At 54.5% G+C, this 16,524-nt stretch carries 12 protein-coding genes; 2 read left to right on the top strand and 10 right to left on the bottom strand.

Annotated features, from left to right (window positions below):
* Positions 1-48 precede the first annotated feature (48 nt).
* From gspG to ABJM21_RS02635, 10 genes are all read right to left on the bottom strand, one after another.
* Positions 49-534: a type II secretion system major pseudopilin GspG gene (gspG, locus tag ABJM21_RS02680; protein WP_348302941.1), complete on the bottom strand. Its 486-nt coding sequence runs from the start codon at positions 532-534 to the stop codon at positions 49-51.
* A gap of 22 nt (positions 535-556) precedes the next feature.
* Positions 557-1,771, bottom strand: a complete 1,215-nt coding sequence (gspF, locus tag ABJM21_RS02675; RefSeq protein WP_348302942.1) for a type II secretion system inner membrane protein GspF — start codon at positions 1,769-1,771, stop codon at positions 557-559.
* Entirely contained in the window at positions 1,764-3,329 is a 1,566-nt protein-coding gene (gene gspE, locus ABJM21_RS02670; protein WP_348302943.1) for a type II secretion system ATPase GspE, read from the bottom strand. Before gspE ends, gspF begins: the two co-directional genes overlap by 8 nt.
* A complete protein-coding gene (gene gspD, locus ABJM21_RS02665) occupies positions 3,329-5,530 on the bottom strand; it encodes a type II secretion system secretin GspD (protein WP_348302944.1) in 2,202 nt (733 codons plus the stop codon). The genes gspE and gspD overlap by 1 nt, the downstream gene beginning before the upstream one ends.
* Positions 5,527-6,330, bottom strand: a complete 804-nt coding sequence (locus tag ABJM21_RS02660; RefSeq protein WP_348302945.1) for a type II secretion system protein N — start codon at positions 6,328-6,330, stop codon at positions 5,527-5,529. Before ABJM21_RS02660 ends, gspD begins: the two co-directional genes overlap by 4 nt.
* 183 nt (positions 6,331-6,513) lie before the next feature.
* Positions 6,514-9,216: a TonB-dependent receptor gene (locus ABJM21_RS02655; RefSeq protein ID WP_348302946.1), complete on the bottom strand. Its 2,703-nt coding sequence runs from the start codon at positions 9,214-9,216 to the stop codon at positions 6,514-6,516.
* Between the two features lie 76 nt (positions 9,217-9,292).
* Positions 9,293-10,816: a hypothetical protein gene (locus ABJM21_RS02650; RefSeq protein WP_348302947.1), complete on the bottom strand. Its 1,524-nt coding sequence runs from the start codon at positions 10,814-10,816 to the stop codon at positions 9,293-9,295.
* Positions 10,817-11,117: 301 nt separating this feature from the next.
* A complete protein-coding gene (locus tag ABJM21_RS02645) occupies positions 11,118-11,492 on the bottom strand; it encodes a hypothetical protein (protein ID WP_348302948.1) in 375 nt (124 codons plus the stop codon).
* A 185-nt stretch (positions 11,493-11,677) separates the two neighbouring features.
* Entirely contained in the window at positions 11,678-12,340 is a 663-nt protein-coding gene (locus ABJM21_RS02640) for an HAD-IA family hydrolase (protein WP_348302949.1), read from the bottom strand.
* Positions 12,337-13,257: an SMP-30/gluconolactonase/LRE family protein gene (locus tag ABJM21_RS02635; RefSeq protein ID WP_348302950.1), complete on the bottom strand. Its 921-nt coding sequence runs from the start codon at positions 13,255-13,257 to the stop codon at positions 12,337-12,339. Before ABJM21_RS02635 ends, ABJM21_RS02640 begins: the two co-directional genes overlap by 4 nt.
* An 84-nt stretch (positions 13,258-13,341) precedes the next feature.
* Here ABJM21_RS02635 and ABJM21_RS02630 point away from each other — a divergent pair, with 84 nt between their 5' ends.
* Both ABJM21_RS02630 and ABJM21_RS02625 read left to right on the top strand, forming a co-directional pair.
* Positions 13,342-14,778, top strand: a complete 1,437-nt coding sequence (locus ABJM21_RS02630) for an NAD-dependent succinate-semialdehyde dehydrogenase (protein WP_348302951.1) — start codon at positions 13,342-13,344, stop codon at positions 14,776-14,778.
* 11 nt (positions 14,779-14,789) lie between these two features.
* Positions 14,790-16,454, top strand: a complete 1,665-nt coding sequence (locus ABJM21_RS02625) for a thiamine pyrophosphate-binding protein (protein WP_348302952.1) — start codon at positions 14,790-14,792, stop codon at positions 16,452-16,454.
* The last annotated feature ends 70 nt before the right edge of the window (positions 16,455-16,524 follow it).

Genomic DNA, 16,524 nt, shown 5'->3' with positions numbered 1-16,524 from the left:
GCCGTTAGCTAATCAATTTTCGCGGCGCTGTCACCTTTCGCAATTTGGCTATTCCGCATAGATATCCGCATTGTCCTCTTCACCGCCCGGCGCACCGTCTGCACCCAGTGAATAAAGATCAAAGCCGGGGCCATTGCGTCCCGGATTATCATATTGATAAGGCCGTCCCCACGGATCATCGGGAAGCTTCTTGATATAGCCGCCCTGCCGATATCGTGCCGATGGCGGAAGCGACGCTGGAGCGCCGGTCAATGCCGCCAAACCATCGGAAGACGCGGGATAAGAAAGATTGTCGAGCCGGTACATTTCCAGCGCCTGCCCCAAAGTGGCAATATCAGCCCGTGCCTTCTCGACCATTGCGCGGTCCTGACTCGGCAGCACGTTGATGACAACGACCGTTGTCAGCAGGCCGAGAATGAAAATAACGACCATCAACTCGACAAGCGTGAATCCATTGGGCTTTGGTTTTTTCTTATCAACACGTGCATCCACGCGTCTGATATCTGCCGATAATCTGTTTGAAAGTCTGAACATATATATTCCTATCAACCCGGCACTATAGTCCGGCGAGATTTTGAAGCTGTAATATTGGGAGCAATATAGCCAAAATCACAACGGCAACAACACCGCCCAACAAAACAATGATCAGCGGCTCCAACAACGATAAGGCGGTGGAGGTGAAATTATCAAATTCGCGTTCCAGATAATCCGCGGCCCGGGCCAGCATATCATCCAATTGTCCCGATGCTTCACCGCTGGCGGTAAGATAAACAAGCATCGGCGGGAAAACACCGGTATTCTTAAGCGCTTTGGATAGGCTGCCGCCGCCTCTAATCGATTCAACCATATCCTCTGAAGCCTTACGCAGCACCGAGTTACTGATCGTGTTAGTTGTGAGCCGCAGACCTTCCAATATCGGCAAACGGCTCGCCACCATTGTCGACAATGTTCGGGCGAGACGGGCAGCATTCAAATCCCGCAGCAAACGACCGAAAAAGGGAAGACGCAGCAGAAAACTGTCAAAACGATATCGAATATGCGGCTCTTTCAAAGCGCGCCAGGCGATTAGAACAAGAACCGCTATGGCAGCGAGAAGCGCCCACCACCAATTGGCGAGAAAATCAGAAATTCCGATCACCAGCCGGGTAACGAATGGAAGCTGCTGATTCACATCATCAAATTGCTCGACCACTTTGGGCACAACCGCGATCATCAACAAAGCGACAACCAGTATAGCCACCAAGGCAAGCACGATCGGATAAGCCAGCGCACTGATCAGCTTGCCGCGCATCTCTGCCTGGCGTTCGAGAAGATTGGCCAGACGCTCCGTGATATCCGGCAATGTACCGGAACTTTCGCCCGCCGAAATCATCGCGCGATATAGCGGCGGAAAGCTTGCTGGTTCGCGGCGCATGGCCTCAGCCAGTCGCTGCCCTTCAATAACACCGCTATGAACGGACCCGATCCTGTCGCGGACATGGGCTTTTTCGTTCTGGTTACCAATGGTCCGCAATGCTTCTTCGAGCGGACTGACTTGCACTAGCGACGACAATTGGCGAGTGAACAAGGTCAGCTCTTTGGACCGCAGCTTTTTGGCACCAAATAAAGCGCGAGCCGGTTTGGCCTCGGCTCCCTGAGCGTTTTCCACCTTCACAACATAGAAATTACGTTCGGTCAGTTTGGCGCGTGCCGCATCATTGCTTTCCGCCGCCAATCGCCCAGTTTTCTCGCGTCCCTTCGGATCAATCGCCGTATAAGAAAAGTCAGGCATCGACCTGTTCATCCAGCACTTCGCGGCGCGAGATGCGGATACCTTCTTCTGCCGTAGTCAGCCCTTCACGGACCAGCGCACGCGCCGCCGAACCCAGATTGGGCTTCTTCAGGAAAGCATGGGCCGCAATGCGGGCTTCATCTCCCCCATCGTTGATCAATTTGCGAATGGTTTCATCGACACGGATCGCCTCGAAGACACCAATTCGGCCTTGAAAACCGGTGTGATTGCATTCATCGCACCCGACCTCACGGTACACAACAGTGCCATTGTCAAAGCCGAGCAAGGAGGCGAGACTACCATCCGCTTGTATCGGCACGCGGCAATGCGGGCATAGTTTCCGCACCAACCGCTGGGCGATCACGGCGCGGAGAGTTGAGGCGAGCAGAAACGGTTCCACCTTCATATCGCGCATCCGCGTAATCGCGCCGACAGCATCATTGGTATGCACTGTGGACAGTACAAGATGCCCGGTCAACGAGGCTTGCACGGCGATTTCCGCCGTCTCCCGGTCACGAATTTCACCGACCATTACGACGTCGGGATCTTGGCGCAAAATGGCGCGCAATCCAGCGGCAAAGGTCAAACCGACTTTGGCGTTTACCTGTGTTTGGCCAATGCCTTCAATCGCATATTCCACTGGATCTTCGACGGTCAGGATATTGCGGCTGCCGTCGTTTAACTGTTTCAAACCAGCGTAGAGGCTTGTTGTCTTACCCGAACCAGTTGGCCCGGTGACCAATATGATACCATTGGGTTCTGCCAAAGCTTCGGTCAAAATCTCATGCGTCGTTTCAGACATGCCAAGCAGGTCCAGCGATATCGCCGCGCTTTCCTTGTCCAATATCCGCATAACAACCCGTTCATTGGCGCGATTAGGCAAAGTGGACACACGCACATCCAGCAATTTGCCAGCCAGAGTCAGACTGATCCGACCGTCTTGCGGAATACGCCGCTCGGCTATATCGAGCCGCGCCATGACCTTGATCCGGTTGACAATAACTGAGGCGACATGCGGCGGCATGCGCAGTTTTTCTTGTAATACGCCATCGACACGCATCCGCACCACAAGACCGGTTTCATATGGTTCAATGTGAATATCCGAAGCGCCCTGTCTGGCCGCTTCTGCAATGATCCCGTTAATCAGCCGGATCGTCGGCGCATCATCGGCGCTGTCGAGCAAGTCTTCGGCGCTGGGAATATCACCGGCAATGTCATCCAGAGCATCATTGCTGAGGCTCATGTCGCCCGCCATAGCGGCGGCGCTGCCATCCATCGCATAATGGTCCGACAGGGATTGCTCAAAAACCTCTGGTGATACCAGATCAACATCGAAGGGCATGGCGAGATAGCGACGCAGTTCAAGCAAAGCTTGCGGATCAGCCCCTTCTCGCATGGCGACGGACAGACGTTCGCCATCACTGCGCATCAACAACACGCCGTGATCGCGCGCGAACGCATAGGGAATATCTAGCAGGGGCGAAGATGCCAGTTCTTCACCGACAGGCTTATCATTATCGCCGGAAACCTCAGCATCTGTTCCCTTCGCGATTTTCATCAGTCATTCTTCTCCGCATCAGATCTGCTTGGCGTCACCGGTACAGATTCAACAGAGCCGCTATTCTGTGGTGCGGCGACCGCCCCCGGCGCATAGATAATCTGATCATCAGGCCTTGTTTCGTCCGCTGGCGGTACAGCCCCCATATAGTCTCGAATAAGCACATCCAGCGAAGGTTCAAGCTCTGGGTCGCGGGCCAACTGGCGGTTCCGGATATAACCATAACGACGTGCTGAAAAAGCTCGTGCATCTGCACGGTTACGAAGAATCTTAGGCCGGATAAACACCATCAAATTTGTTTTGACCCGCTCCTTCCCGCGCGACTTGAACAGCTCTCCGATCAGCGGAATATCCCCGAGGAAAGGGATTTTCTCAATCGTGCGGCGTTCATTGTCGTCGAGCAAACCGCCCAATGCGATAATCTCACCATCGCCAACGGTTACGGTGGTCTTGATTTCGCGCTTGTTGATGATCAGCTCGTTAAAATCATTCGAAACTGGTCCGGCGATGGAGCTGACTTCCTGACGGAGGTCGAGCCGCACTTCATCTCCGGCGTTAATTTGCGGAGTCACTTCCAGCTCAATACCGACATTTTGCCGTTGTATTGTACGAAAAGCATTATCGAAATTATCAGACAAGGCTTCGCCGGTAGAAACCGGAATTTCCTGACCGAATAAAATACTGCCTTTCAGGTTGTTGTTCACCGTCAGCGAAGGCGTCGACAACAGGTTGGAATCGGAATCCCGCTGCACGGCATTGATGATTGTCCCCAAAATCGTGTCACCACCCAACGAGGTCGCAAAACCGGTAAAGGAACCGCGTGAGCCCAATATGGCATCAGCCGCATTTTCCAGCAGCTTGTCGCCAACCGCACTATTCGTGGTGGTGGTCGTCGCCGTATCGGTGGTGGTTGTCGTCGTGGTATCGAACTGATCCGCGAGCAAGCCCCCTGCAATATCCACAATATTCGGACCAGCGTTGGAGAAATTGGTGACAGCAAAGGGTGTGTCCTTGCCGCCGATCAGGAACTGGATGCCCAGCTCGCGGGCCAGTGAGTCCGAAATTTCAACAATAATTGCTTCAACCGAGACTTGCTCCTGCCGCTTATCAAGCTGCCGGATCAATTCACCGACCATGCGCTGCACATCGGGATTGGCGGCGACGATGATCGCGTTAGTGCCTTCATAGCGGGTGACCACAGCCGGTCCATGGCGGGATATACCGTTACCCGAACCCGTTGACACGGGTGTTACCGCAGGAGCAGAGGCGCTGCTACCGCCACCATTGGTTCCGGATGCCGGTGCAACCGAGGACGGAGCCGTCGCGGGAGACCCTGCACTGCCCTGTCCCATCAGTTGCTCAATCACCGGCAATAATTGTTCTGCATTGGCATAATCCAGTTGGTGTACGCGGATTTCCGTGCCGGATTCTGCGCGCTGGTCTAGCTCCCGCGCCATTTGCGCGAACTTTGCCACAGCACCTGGATCACCGCGCAGCGCGATGCTGTTGCTGCTGTCAATCGGCACCACTGTGACCGGGGCAACCGTACCTTCACCGCCTTGCTGAGCAAGCGCTTGTAAAGATGTCGCGATTTCACGGGCACCCGCATTTCTGAGGTTCACGATAGTGGATGCAGCGCTGTCTTGATCAATCTTGCGGACAAGAGCACGAATACGGCGGATGTTATCCGCATAATCGACAATTACCAGGCTGTTGGCATTGCGATTGGCGGTAATCGCACCCTGTTTGCTGATGAGCGGGCGCAATGTTTCCAAGGCAGCGGTCGCTTCAATCGATTTTAGCCGTACGACCTCTGTGACAAATTGATTGGCCGCAGACTGCTTTGTTCCTATCCGAGTTGGCTGAGTGGCTGCACCATCGGCAGGTTGGATACGATAAGCCCCGCGCGTGGTCGGAATGGCCACCAGATTATTCGCGCGCAATGTCGACAGGAAAATCTCAAAATATTCGGACCGGGACAGCGGCCGGTCGGTCACAACCGACACTTTGCCTTGCACCCGGCTATCAACAATGAAGGTGCGCCCCGTGACCCGGGCCGCATCCTGCACAAACGCGCGGATATCTGCATCGCGCACATTCAAGCTATGCTGTGCAAGAGCCGGCGCGACGGCCAAAGGTCCAAGAACCGCAAGCGATACCGACAATTTCGCCGCCATTTTGGTTAGAGTGTGCTTCATCATTGTGCCCCCATATTTATCGCTATGGGAACAGTATCGGCACCGCGCTCTACTTCAACAGAAACCCGTCCACCCGGTGCAAGCTGGTTTTTCAAAGCTGCGATATCGCTGGTCGACGAGATTGGCTGCCCGTTGACCGAAACGATGATATCGCCATCCATGAAACCGGCCGCCCGAAACAAGTCACCATCACCACGCGGTGATACAACGACACCCGTCACCTTGCCATCCGCACTGCGCGGCGCCAGATCAAGCGCATTGGCAATTACTGCCGCTGCCGGAGCTTGTCCGATTGGACCTTCTGACGATTGAACCTGCAATCCGGCTGTTTGCTGTGCTTCTGCATCTGTATCCTCACCGCCCACAGTCTGTGCCGGGACCGATTGATCCAGATACAGGCTTTCCTTGGTCCCGCCGCGATCGATCACGACATGGTCAAAGTGGACAACATCCAGCTTCACGCCAGACATAATCTCCTCACCCACGGCATAGCTTTCCTGAACGCCGTCTGGTCCAGCCAATATGGCTGATCCCAGGCCGGAGCCTTCATTCATTCTAATACCGAACAGGGTGAGTTGCAGTGAAGTGACGACATTGGCAGTTGTCGCTGGACCTTTGCGGTAAAATGGATCGAAACTGTTAAACAGTGACAAACGCGATTGCGGCGACAAAATCTGCACCTCCCGCGCCTGCCAATCCCCCACCGGCCCCAAGGGCGTGACCAGCAACCAGATCAATCTGACCACCTGAATCACCAGCAAAACTGCCAATATGCCCAATAAGACCGGATAAAGGCCCGGCATGGATATACCCCGGCCCTTTCCCCAAAATTGGTTAGAAGATTGAATAACCACGAATCCCCGCACTCTGCTTCCCAGAGTTGCTATAACGGTTTGGTGACCAACCTGCGACTCATTGATGACAGAAAAATTACACCGTCCTGTCAGCGGCTCGTTTCAGCGGGAATTGACCATAAAATCCAATGATCAGAAGTTGATACCAATGCTCATCGAAAGCCGCGTACCAATATCATAACCGTTATTTATGATGGTGCTGTCGTTCAGCGTCTGGGATTCGCGATAGTCCGTCCCCAGAAGATTGCGCGCCTCGAATTTTAGTTCAAACTCCTGACCCGCAATTTCGAGGGCTTCGCGCATCACGAAATCCAGTTGCCAGCCAGTGCGTTCAATCAGGTCAGGTTGATCCTGCGGCCCACGTGCGGTGACGCGGGGGCTGTTATAGCTCACCAACAATGTCTGCTGTGACAAGCCTTCCTCTGCTTCCATGCCGAATTGCAAATTCGCGACATGTTTGGACTGCCCGGTCAGGCGGTCGCCATCATCAAACAGGTTCAAAGCGCTTGTGGGTTGCAGCGTAACCGGGTTGATCGCAGTATCCCCATCGGAAACGCTTATTTCCGATTTTGTATAGGTGTAATTTGCTGCCAGCAACAGGCGGCGATCTTCAAAAAATTGGCCGCCAAATACGGTATCGAGCGGAAAATATTTCACCAGTTCGACTTCCGCTCCGTAGAGTTTCGCATTGGGGGCATTGGAAAAACCGGTAAAAAGCGTACCCCCGCCTTGCACGAAAGCGACATTTTCTATCGGATTATCAATATCCTTGTAGAAGCCGGCCAGCGTAATCCGCTCACCACGGCCGATATAATATTCAAAACGGCCTTCCAGATTGACCAGCTCGCTGTCCTGCAACAGCGGATTACCTATAAATGTCCGATCAGTTTCCAGATCGAGAAATTGTTGCGGCGCCAATTCGCGGAATTGCGGGCGCGCCACGGTTTTGGATGCAGCAAGACGGAATTGCATATCATCCGCAAAGTTCCAGGTAAGCGTCCCGGCGGGCAGCCAATAGTCATTGCCCAAGCTGGTCGCCACGGTGGCTTGGCCACCGGTCAACGTAATCGGCAAGACCTCCTGCTGCGCGTCTTCGTAGCGCACACCGACATTCAAACGCAGGCCCTCTGTCAATTCAGCGTCAATCTGGCCATAGCCGCCATGAATCTCAAGTTCCGCCGTATAAGCAGGCACCGAGGTTTGAGCCGCTACTTCACGCAACTCAATTTCCTGCGTGAAGATATTGAAATCGGAAAGCAGGAAATCAATCCGCTGTTGATCAAACGGGTTATCCAAGCCATTGGCTGGAACAAAGCGGAAGTCGCGGCGTTCGGCATCGCGGTCATTCAGATAATAGTTATAACCGGCGGTGAAGTTGATCGGCACGCCAATATTGGTCTCGTAGCCGAAGTCGATCCCGGCACCATAAACATCGTCATTCAAATTGCTGAACCGAATACGGGCGGATTCGCCAGGCGACGTCAGGTCATTGACAAAGTCATTGGCGATAAGCCGATCAAAGGCATAGCTTGACGTACGCTGATAGGGCGCATCGCGTTTCGAGTTCGCATAACTGCCGCGCAGATCGACAGACAGTTCGTCAAATTTAAACTCGCCAACAAACTGGGTCGTAAACAATTGACGCTCAAACCAACTGGTCCGGCCTTGATTGAGCAAGGTTTCTTCATCGACATTAATCGCATCAATGCCCTGTTTGATCGAAGCATCTTTGACCGTGTCATGAATATAGAGATTGGTAAACCGTAATTTATGTTCGCCAATTTCGGCTGACAGCGCCAGCAAGCCATTGACAATGATGCGATTTTCAGTGGTCAGGAAATTGAAATTCTGATCGGGTCGCAGTCCCGGCGTGCCGTCGATATTAACAATGCCCTGCGATGTTTGCTGGACACCACCGCGCGTGCGCCAGCTATTTTCAAAACCCGCCGTTGCGATGATGCCGACAAAGGCATCACCTACATCCACAGTGGTACCGCCGGTCACCTCTGCCGAAAAATTGGCAGGGATATCATTATTCCGTTGTATCAAAGACGTTTCGGCATTGTTCAGGCTGGCTGCAAAATTTTGCAAGTCGAGGCTGGAGAAATTATTGCCAACAGAAATAGGTACATTCTGGCCGATGGCTTGCTGCAGTCCGTTGGGGATTGAACGGACACCGCTATCATAGCCGATTATGTCCAGATCCGAACCGTCATAGGTATAGCCCAGATTTCCGGTGGTTTCGGTGTCGCCGCTTAATCCAAAGTTGAACTTTAAAAACGGCTCTTCCGGGGTCGCTTTGGTCGTCAAGTTGATCACGCCGCCGCCAAATTCGCCGGGATAGTTTACCGAATAGCTTTTTTGCACGACGGTCGAGGCAATCACGCTGGTTGGGAAAAGATCAAGCGGGACAACCCGTCGCAGTGGCTCGGGAGATGGCAATGGCAGACCATTGAGCAGAGCCAGCGAATAGCGCTCACCAAGGCCGCGGACAAAAACAAAGCGGCCGCCGACAACGCTCAAACCGGTAACACGTTGGAGTGATCCTGCGATATCGCCGTCAGCCGCACGCGCAATTTCTTCTTCGCCAAGGACCGACACGACTTCCGACGTCGCCCGGATTGGATTTGGAATAAACTTTCCGCGAACGATAATCTCTCCGCTGAAATCTCCGCCAGGCGCAGAAATATCAACATCTTCATCGTCCACAGGCCCATCATCGGCTGGTTCCGGTTGTGCGGCCGCATCATCCGTTGTGGTTTGTGCCAATGCAGCAGGCGAAAACAGCGCCGTGCTCAAAAATAGACTGGTGACCAAAGATGCCCGCTTCGTCATCGGAAATTTTCCTTTTTATAACTCAAAAAAGGGGATGGCGACTGCGCGAGCCGCCATCCCAACATTATGTTTTCAATCAACCAATTGTTGGAGCGGTCGCACAGTCATCTGCGTAGAGACCACATGTCCAACCCTGGAACCGGGTGTCATTCGCGTCCTGCACCGCGCCGATATAAGCCGCATCTTCGAAGAAAGCGTCGACACCGCTGACTGCAAATGGGGTCACTGCATTTTCATTGGCGCCATTGATGAACGGGAAGGCTGCTGCAGTATTGGCAAGGGTCGATGTACCGGATTCGGTATTGTTACTACCGGCGTTAAACAGCGTCTGGATCTGCGCCACCGTGATATTGCTATCATCCACAAATGCTGTTGCGCAGCTCATGAACAAGGATTCAAACACCGGTGGGCCGTTTTCATCCGCTGCTGCACCCGCGGCCTGAATGGTGGTCGCACTGTCGATATCGATACACGCGGCTGGGCTATTGAAGACGCTGTTGTAAAAAGCATAATCGCCGCCACCGCGCAGCAGGATTACGTGATCCTGACCACTGGACACGAACGTGACGTTGGCCAGCTTGTGATCTTGACGTGGCTCGGCGTCCTCGTCGCCATTCGAATCCGCTTCCATGACGTGGTCACCGCCACCGGCACGTTGTACGACCAGAACAAACTGGTTGTTGCCTTTATAGCCGGAGTCTGAGTCAACCGAGTCATCGTCAATGCCGGTCATCACCAGGTTTTTGCCGTTTACGCGGCCGCCAAACCATTCGACACCATCGTCCGAGCTGTTGTGGACCTGAATATTCTGGAAAAATGTTCCGCTGCCAACACCGGCCAAGGTGATACCGTTAAGCTCGTTGCCGGGAGAAACTTCGAAACCGGGATAGCGGACCTGCACGTACGACATCCGGCCGCTGGAATCCGTTGGCAAGGTGCCGCCGTAAACCGCGTTGGTCGGACCCTCGACAATCGCTTCGCAATCTGTCCTCGTACCACCCGGGTTGGATGCACCGCCGGTGGCGCAATCTGAGATCGGAGCGCGGCCCAATATGACCACACCGCCCCATTGGCCGATGCTGTTCACATTGGTCGAGCCTTCAATATTCTGACGCGAGGTCATGATAATCGGCTCAGAGGCTGTCCCTTCCGCAAAAATCTGGGACCCGCGATTGACCAGCAGGAAATCGCCGCCAGAAGAACCGAACATGACAACGCCAGGTTCGATGGTAATGATCCCGGTTGCACCGCCATCAACGCCAATCTCAACCGCGCCGTTGAGCGAGTAGATTGTGCCATCATTATCGGGGACAACCAGATTTCCGGTGATTACGCCTGAGATCTGGCAGTTGCGTAGCTCTTCATTATTGCCAGTCGTGATTGTTCCGACATTAGATGTGCCGGTGGGGCAATCCGCCGCAGGACCGGTTGGTGTGGGGGTTGGTGTGGGGGTTGGTGTCGGCGTAGGTGTGGGCGTCGGGGTTGGTGGTATAATGACTACACCTTCACCCGGGGAAGCCACATCATCAGCGCCACATGCCGTTACCGCGAGCGCCGCAGCACTTGCAAACAGAACAGAACGAATTTGCTTATTCAACATGGATAGAGTCTCCGCAGATTACTGATTTCAAACAATTCAGATCAGATGATGTGGAAACGAATCAAAGATGCCCCCATCGCCTTCGAGCTTGGGCACTAGGCGCGGCAAATGACCTGCCGATGCTGTTTGCATGACTCTTTGGAGACAATAATATTTCAGGATTATTGCAGCTGGTTCAGGAGTGGCTGAAGCACTTGGTTTTTCAAGCTGAGATGCAAAAACGCATCGCCGTGAATATTGTTAAAACAAAAAAGGCGGCCGCAATAACGACCGCCTGATTACATTGATCGGTAATGCCGGTTTAGCGCGAAGCCAACCGTCCGTTGAGGTCGTTGAGAGCGATTTCGGCCGCCTTGCGAGAATTGATCACCTCACCATCAGCCAGAACCAGATCAAAGCTGCGGTTGCTATTCATCGCCGCCGTGAACATTTTCGCTGCATCGCCAGTGCGGCCGGTGCGGGCATAGGCCTGGCCCAGATTGATCATGACAGCGGGATCTTTCAGCTTGCCGCTCTCAAGCTTTTTCACAGCCGCCTGATTATCGCCAGCCATCAGGGCATCATATGCCAAAGCGCCCTTGGCATAGCCAATTTCGCCTTCTTGCGCCTGTGCCAGTGCGGGCAAAGCGGCCATGGTCAGGCCCACGGCAACCGCAATATTCTTCGCGTTTTTCATACTCACTCTCCTGTTTCTTTGACCCTTTATTACACTTTTGTGACTTATGTTGCAACATAACTGTAATAATTGTGTCATTGAAGAGTCATTTAGCAGCGTGCTCCAATGGTGTTTGGAACCGAAAGCACTTTGCTTTCAGCATGTTAAATCTTGCAGTGATCTGTAAAAATTCGCGCGAGCTGAAGCTATCCGAACGGCATATCCAGCAATGCATGCAAGTCTTTCAGCGCTTGCTCCTCGCCCGTCACCTTGATTGCCGCCATCCCCAGAGTCGCGGCGGGTTTGCAGTTGATGCCGAGATCATCGAGATAAATGCACTGCTCCGGCTTAACGTCCAACGCCTCGCACATCATTTGATAAATGCGCGGGTCGGGCTTTCTGATACCCGCCTTGCTGCTCTCGATAATATGATCGAACCGCGCCATGATCGCCGCGATTGCCGCTGCCTTGCCATCATCCAGCGCCATGCCGGAGCCCTTGCCGGACGGCACGTTATTGGTGATACAGCCAATGGTGAAATCCTTGGCCTTGAGCGTATCCAGCATCTCCACCATCGCTGGCCGGATATCGCCAGCCAGACAGGCCAGCACATCGCTGCCCTTCAATTCGATACCAATGGCGCGCGCTTCCTCGGCAAAAAGGGCATCAAAACCCGCCGCATCAATTTCCGAGCGCTCAAACTTGGCCCAGGCATTATCATGCGGATTGGTACTGTTGATCGTCCGCACGCTATGGATCGGCACACCCTGCTCCGCCTCCAGCCGGTTAAACGCATCAAAAGGCGAGGACGTAATGACCCCGCCGAAATCGAAAATTACGGTGTCGTAGTTCATAACATTAGTGTTCATTTATTGAGATATTCCAGTTTGAGGCCGGGTCGTTTCCAGCGGGTTTTAACAAGGCGGCCTGATGCCGACAGACAGAGCCATGCATCCATCATGTCATCGCCGCCAAAACAGATATTGGTGGTAAAGATATCATCGGTGCCGACAAATTCGACCAGCTCACCAGTTGGCGAGATCACGCTGATCCCGCATTCGCCGATGGTGGCAACACAGATATTGCCGCTTTCCTCAATCGCAAGGCTGTCGAAAAACTTATAGCCAGCGGGGCGGTAAACAGGGATGCCCGGGCCGCCAGGGCCTGCATCGGGCGCTACTTTACCCGGTTCGGTAATGTTAAATTTTATCAGGCGGCAGGTATAGGTTTCCGCAGCATAGAGCGTCTTGCCATCGGGTGATAGACCAACGCCATTGGGGTTTTGCGACGGAAAGATGACTTCCTCTAGATGGCTGCCGTCTGCTTTTGCATAGAATATCCCGACAATATCATGGCTGCGCTTGGCATAGTCGATCTTGCCATGATCGGTGAACCAGAAGCCGCCATGTTCATCAAAGACAATATCATTGGGGCCGCGCAGGACGCAGTCAAAATCACCACTTTTGTAAAGCACTTCCACCGAACCGGTTTGCGGATCAATCCGTTCGATCCGACCGCCGGAATAGTCATTTGCAATCCCGTGCGGGGTCAGAAAGCCGTTCGCTTCTTGATATTCAAAACCGCCATTGTTGCAGACATAGATTTTGCCGCCCGGTCCCAGCGCCGCTCCATTGGGGCCGCCACCCGGCTTTGCTATAACATCCTTCGTGCCATCCGGCGCAATGCGGGTCAGTTGCCCGGCCGCGATCTCGACCAATATGACGCTGCCATCCGGCATCGCAATCGGGCCTTCGGGGAACCGCAGGCCATCGGTGACAAGTTCCATATTTTTCCTCTCGATCTTTGTCACAGTCATTGCGGGAAAGCAGCGACAAGTCTAGTGCTGTCTCAACCGGTTACAGGAGCAACTATGTCCAACACTTACCCCCCTTCCCTGCAACTCCATATTGATGGCGAATGGATTGATGTTGAGGATCGTGACGTCCACCATGTCGTCAATCCATCAACCGGAAAAGCCATTTCCGACCTGCCCAAAGCTAGCAAGGCTGATCTTGACCGCGCACTGGATGCCGCGGGCCGGGCCTTTCCGGTCTGGCGCGATACGCCCGTCGCCGCGCGCGCCGCGATATTGCACAAAGCCGCCGACCTGATGCGTGAACGTGCGCCGGAAATCGGCCGGATGATGACGGCTGAGCAAGGCAAGCCAGTGGGTCAGGCAACCGGTGAAGTCACCGCATCGGCAGCGATGTTTGATGTCATGGCCGAGGAGGCCAAGCGCTGCTATGGCCGCGTGCTGGTCCGCCCGACCGGACAGAATAGTTTTGTGAAGTATCAGCCAGTGGGGCCCGTGGCGGCGTTTAGCCCTTGGAATTTTCCGGTCTATACGCCCGCGCGCAAACTCGCGCCTGCCCTAGCAGCCGGTTGCTCGATAATCCTGAAGCCAGCTGAGGAAACCCCGGCCAGCCCGATAGAAATGATCCGCTGTCTGCTGGACGCAGGTTTGCCAGCTGGCACCGCGCAAGTCGTGTTCGGTGATCCATCCGAAGTGTCGTCCCACCTGATCGCCTCTGACATCATTCGCAAAATCAGCTTCACCGGATCGGTGCCGGTCGGCAGGCATTTGATGAAACTGGCGACAGAAAATATGCAGCGCACGACCATGGAACTCGGCGGTCATGCGCCGGTGTTAGTGTTTGACGATTGCGATATGGACAAGGCGCTCGACCTGCTCGCGATGCAAAAATATCGCAATGCGGGACAGGTCTGCGTGTCCCCTACCCGCTTTTATGTGCAGTCCGGCATCTATGAAAAATTCGCGGCGGAATTCACCAAACGCGCAGAAAAAGTGCAGGTTGGTGATGGCTTTGGCGATAATATCGACATGGGTCCGCTTGCCAATCCGCGCCGTCCAGAGGCGATGGAACAACTTATCGGTGATGCCAAAGCCAAAGGCGCAACCGTGCGTCTTGGCGGGGAAGCGATGGACAGCGATGGTTATTTTTACAGTCCAACCGTGCTGACCGATGTCCCGCTGCAGGCCGATATTATGAATAACGAGCCCTTTGGTCCCGTCGCCGCGATGCGACCGTTTGACACATTGGATGAAGCGATTGAACAGGCCAACCGACTGCCCCTTGGCCTTGCCGCCTATGCCTTTACCAATAATCTCCGCACCGCCAATTTGGTCGGTGATGCCATCGAAGCAGGCATGGTCGCGATTAACAATCTGACCGTCAGTCCCGGCGATGCGCCCTTTGGAGGCGTGAAACAATCCGGTCATGGATCAGAAGATGGCCCCGACGGCCTGAAAGCCTATATGGTGACCAAAGCCATTCACCAGAGTTGAGGAATAGCACAATGACAAAACGTACCCCAAATATGAGAACGGGCGCGCAGGTTTTGGTCGATCAACTGGTGATCCAGGGCACCGACCGGATATTCACCGTCCCGGGTGAGAGTTTCCTTTCCGTTCTCGACGCTCTACAAGATTGCGGTTCTATCGAAACCGTCTCGACCCGTCAGGATGGCAGCGCCGCGTTCATGGCCGAAGCCGATGGCAAGCTGACCGGAAGCCCCGGTATCGCCTTTGTCACACGCGGCCCCGGTGCGACCAATGCCAGCATCGGCGTCCATACCGCGATGCAGGACAGCACACCGATGATTCTCTTTATCGGCGATGTCGCGCGCGACGACCGTGACCGCGAAGGCTTTCAGGAGGTCGATTTCACCGCCATGTTCACCCCGCTCGCCAAATGGGCGGCGCGGATCGACAATGCCGCGCGGATTCCGGAATATATTGCGCGGGCCTTTGATACGGCTAGTTCGGGGCGTCCCGGTCCTGTGGTGCTGAGCCTGCCCGAAGATATGCTGCGCGATGTTGTCGAAACACTTGACCGCCCCAAAGTGGTCGCACCGGTACAGCCGATGTGTGCCAACGCTATGACCACGCTCACCGATTTGCTGCGCGATGCCACCGACCCGATTGCGATTATCGGCGGGGCCGGCTGGTGCGCCAGCGCGCGCGAAAATTTTGCGGCCTATGCCGAGCGTATTGGATTACCGGTCGCCTGCGCGTTTCGGCGGCAGGATAATTTCCCCAATACCAGCCCGGTCTATGCCGGCAATCTCGGCTATGGCCCCAATCCCAAACTGATCGAGCGGGTCAAGGCTGCCGATTTAGTTATCGCGGTTGGTGCGCGGCTGGGGGAAGCCACCACCGATGGTTATACGCTGATCACGCCGGATCATCCCGATCAGACACTCGTTCACATCCATCCTGATCCCGACGAACTCAACCATGTCTATCGCATCGATCTGCCCATCTGCGCAGAGATGCACGAATTTGCCGAACAAGCCGCATTATGGGATGACGACCTGCTGAGCTTTGATGCCGGTAAAGCGGCCCATGCCGACTATCAGCAATGGACAACGGTGAAACCAACCGATGCGAAACTGGATCTCGGGCCCTGCGTTGCGGCAATGCAGGACATGCTGCCGGCCGATGCGATCATCTGCAACGGCGCGGGCAATTTTTCCGGTTGGTGGCATCGCTACTGGACCTATGGCGATTTTCCGAGCCAGCTTGCGCCGACATCCGGCGCAATGGGCTATGGCGTGCCTGCTTCGGTGGCCGCTGCCTTGCGCTTTCCCGACCGAGTTTCGGTGGTAATTGCTGGCGATGGCGACTTCATGATGAACGGGCAGGAACTGGCAACGGCGGTACAATATGACGCAAACCTGCTCGTGCTGGTCATCGATAATGGCAGCTTCGGCACCATCCGCCTGCATCAGGAGCGCGAATATCCCACAAGGCTATCCGCCACTTCGCTGCAGAACCCGGATTTCGCGATGCTTGCCAAAGCCTATGGCGGATGGAGCGCGACCGTGAAAAGCACCGACGAATTTGAGCCTGCATTGAAAGAAGCCATGCAGCATAAGGGCTTACGCCTCCTTCATCTCAAAACCGACGTTGAATATCTGACCGCTGCCGGCGCGACCGTTAGCGGTTTTCGGAGCAAATAGCATATAGATGTAACATTGATCGCCAGCGGAACGAATAACGGTTTGTGCCAAATCGCTATTTCATCAAAGG

Source organism: Parasphingorhabdus sp. (genome assembly GCF_039977335.1).
In the GTDB taxonomy this organism is placed as follows: Bacteria; Pseudomonadota; Alphaproteobacteria; order Sphingomonadales; family Sphingomonadaceae; genus Parasphingorhabdus.
This window is presented reverse-complemented; position numbering and strand designations above follow the sequence as displayed.

Coding starts and splice junctions, on each gene's coding strand:
- ABJM21_RS02635 (WP_348302950.1), bottom strand. CDS start 13,257: ATGGAACTTGTCACCGATGGCCTGCGGTTCCCCGAAGGCCCGATTGCG.
- gspF (WP_348302942.1), bottom strand. CDS start 1,771: ATGCCTGACTTTTCTTATACGGCGATTGATCCGAAGGGACGCGAGAAA.
- gspE (WP_348302943.1), bottom strand. CDS start 3,329: ATGAAAATCGCGAAGGGAACAGATGCTGAGGTTTCCGGCGATAATGAT.
- ABJM21_RS02645 (WP_348302948.1), bottom strand. CDS start 11,492: ATGAAAAACGCGAAGAATATTGCGGTTGCCGTGGGCCTGACCATGGCC.
- ABJM21_RS02625 (WP_348302952.1), top strand. CDS start 14,790: ATGACAAAACGTACCCCAAATATGAGAACGGGCGCGCAGGTTTTGGTC.
- ABJM21_RS02630 (WP_348302951.1), top strand. CDS start 13,342: ATGTCCAACACTTACCCCCCTTCCCTGCAACTCCATATTGATGGCGAA.
- ABJM21_RS02660 (WP_348302945.1), bottom strand. CDS start 6,330: ATGCCGGGCCTTTATCCGGTCTTATTGGGCATATTGGCAGTTTTGCTG.
- ABJM21_RS02655 (WP_348302946.1), bottom strand. CDS start 9,216: ATGACGAAGCGGGCATCTTTGGTCACCAGTCTATTTTTGAGCACGGCG.
- gspD (WP_348302944.1), bottom strand. CDS start 5,530: ATGATGAAGCACACTCTAACCAAAATGGCGGCGAAATTGTCGGTATCG.
- gspG (WP_348302941.1), bottom strand. CDS start 534: ATGTTCAGACTTTCAAACAGATTATCGGCAGATATCAGACGCGTGGAT.
- ABJM21_RS02640 (WP_348302949.1), bottom strand. CDS start 12,340: ATGAACACTAATGTTATGAACTACGACACCGTAATTTTCGATTTCGGC.
- ABJM21_RS02650 (WP_348302947.1), bottom strand. CDS start 10,816: ATGTTGAATAAGCAAATTCGTTCTGTTCTGTTTGCAAGTGCTGCGGCG.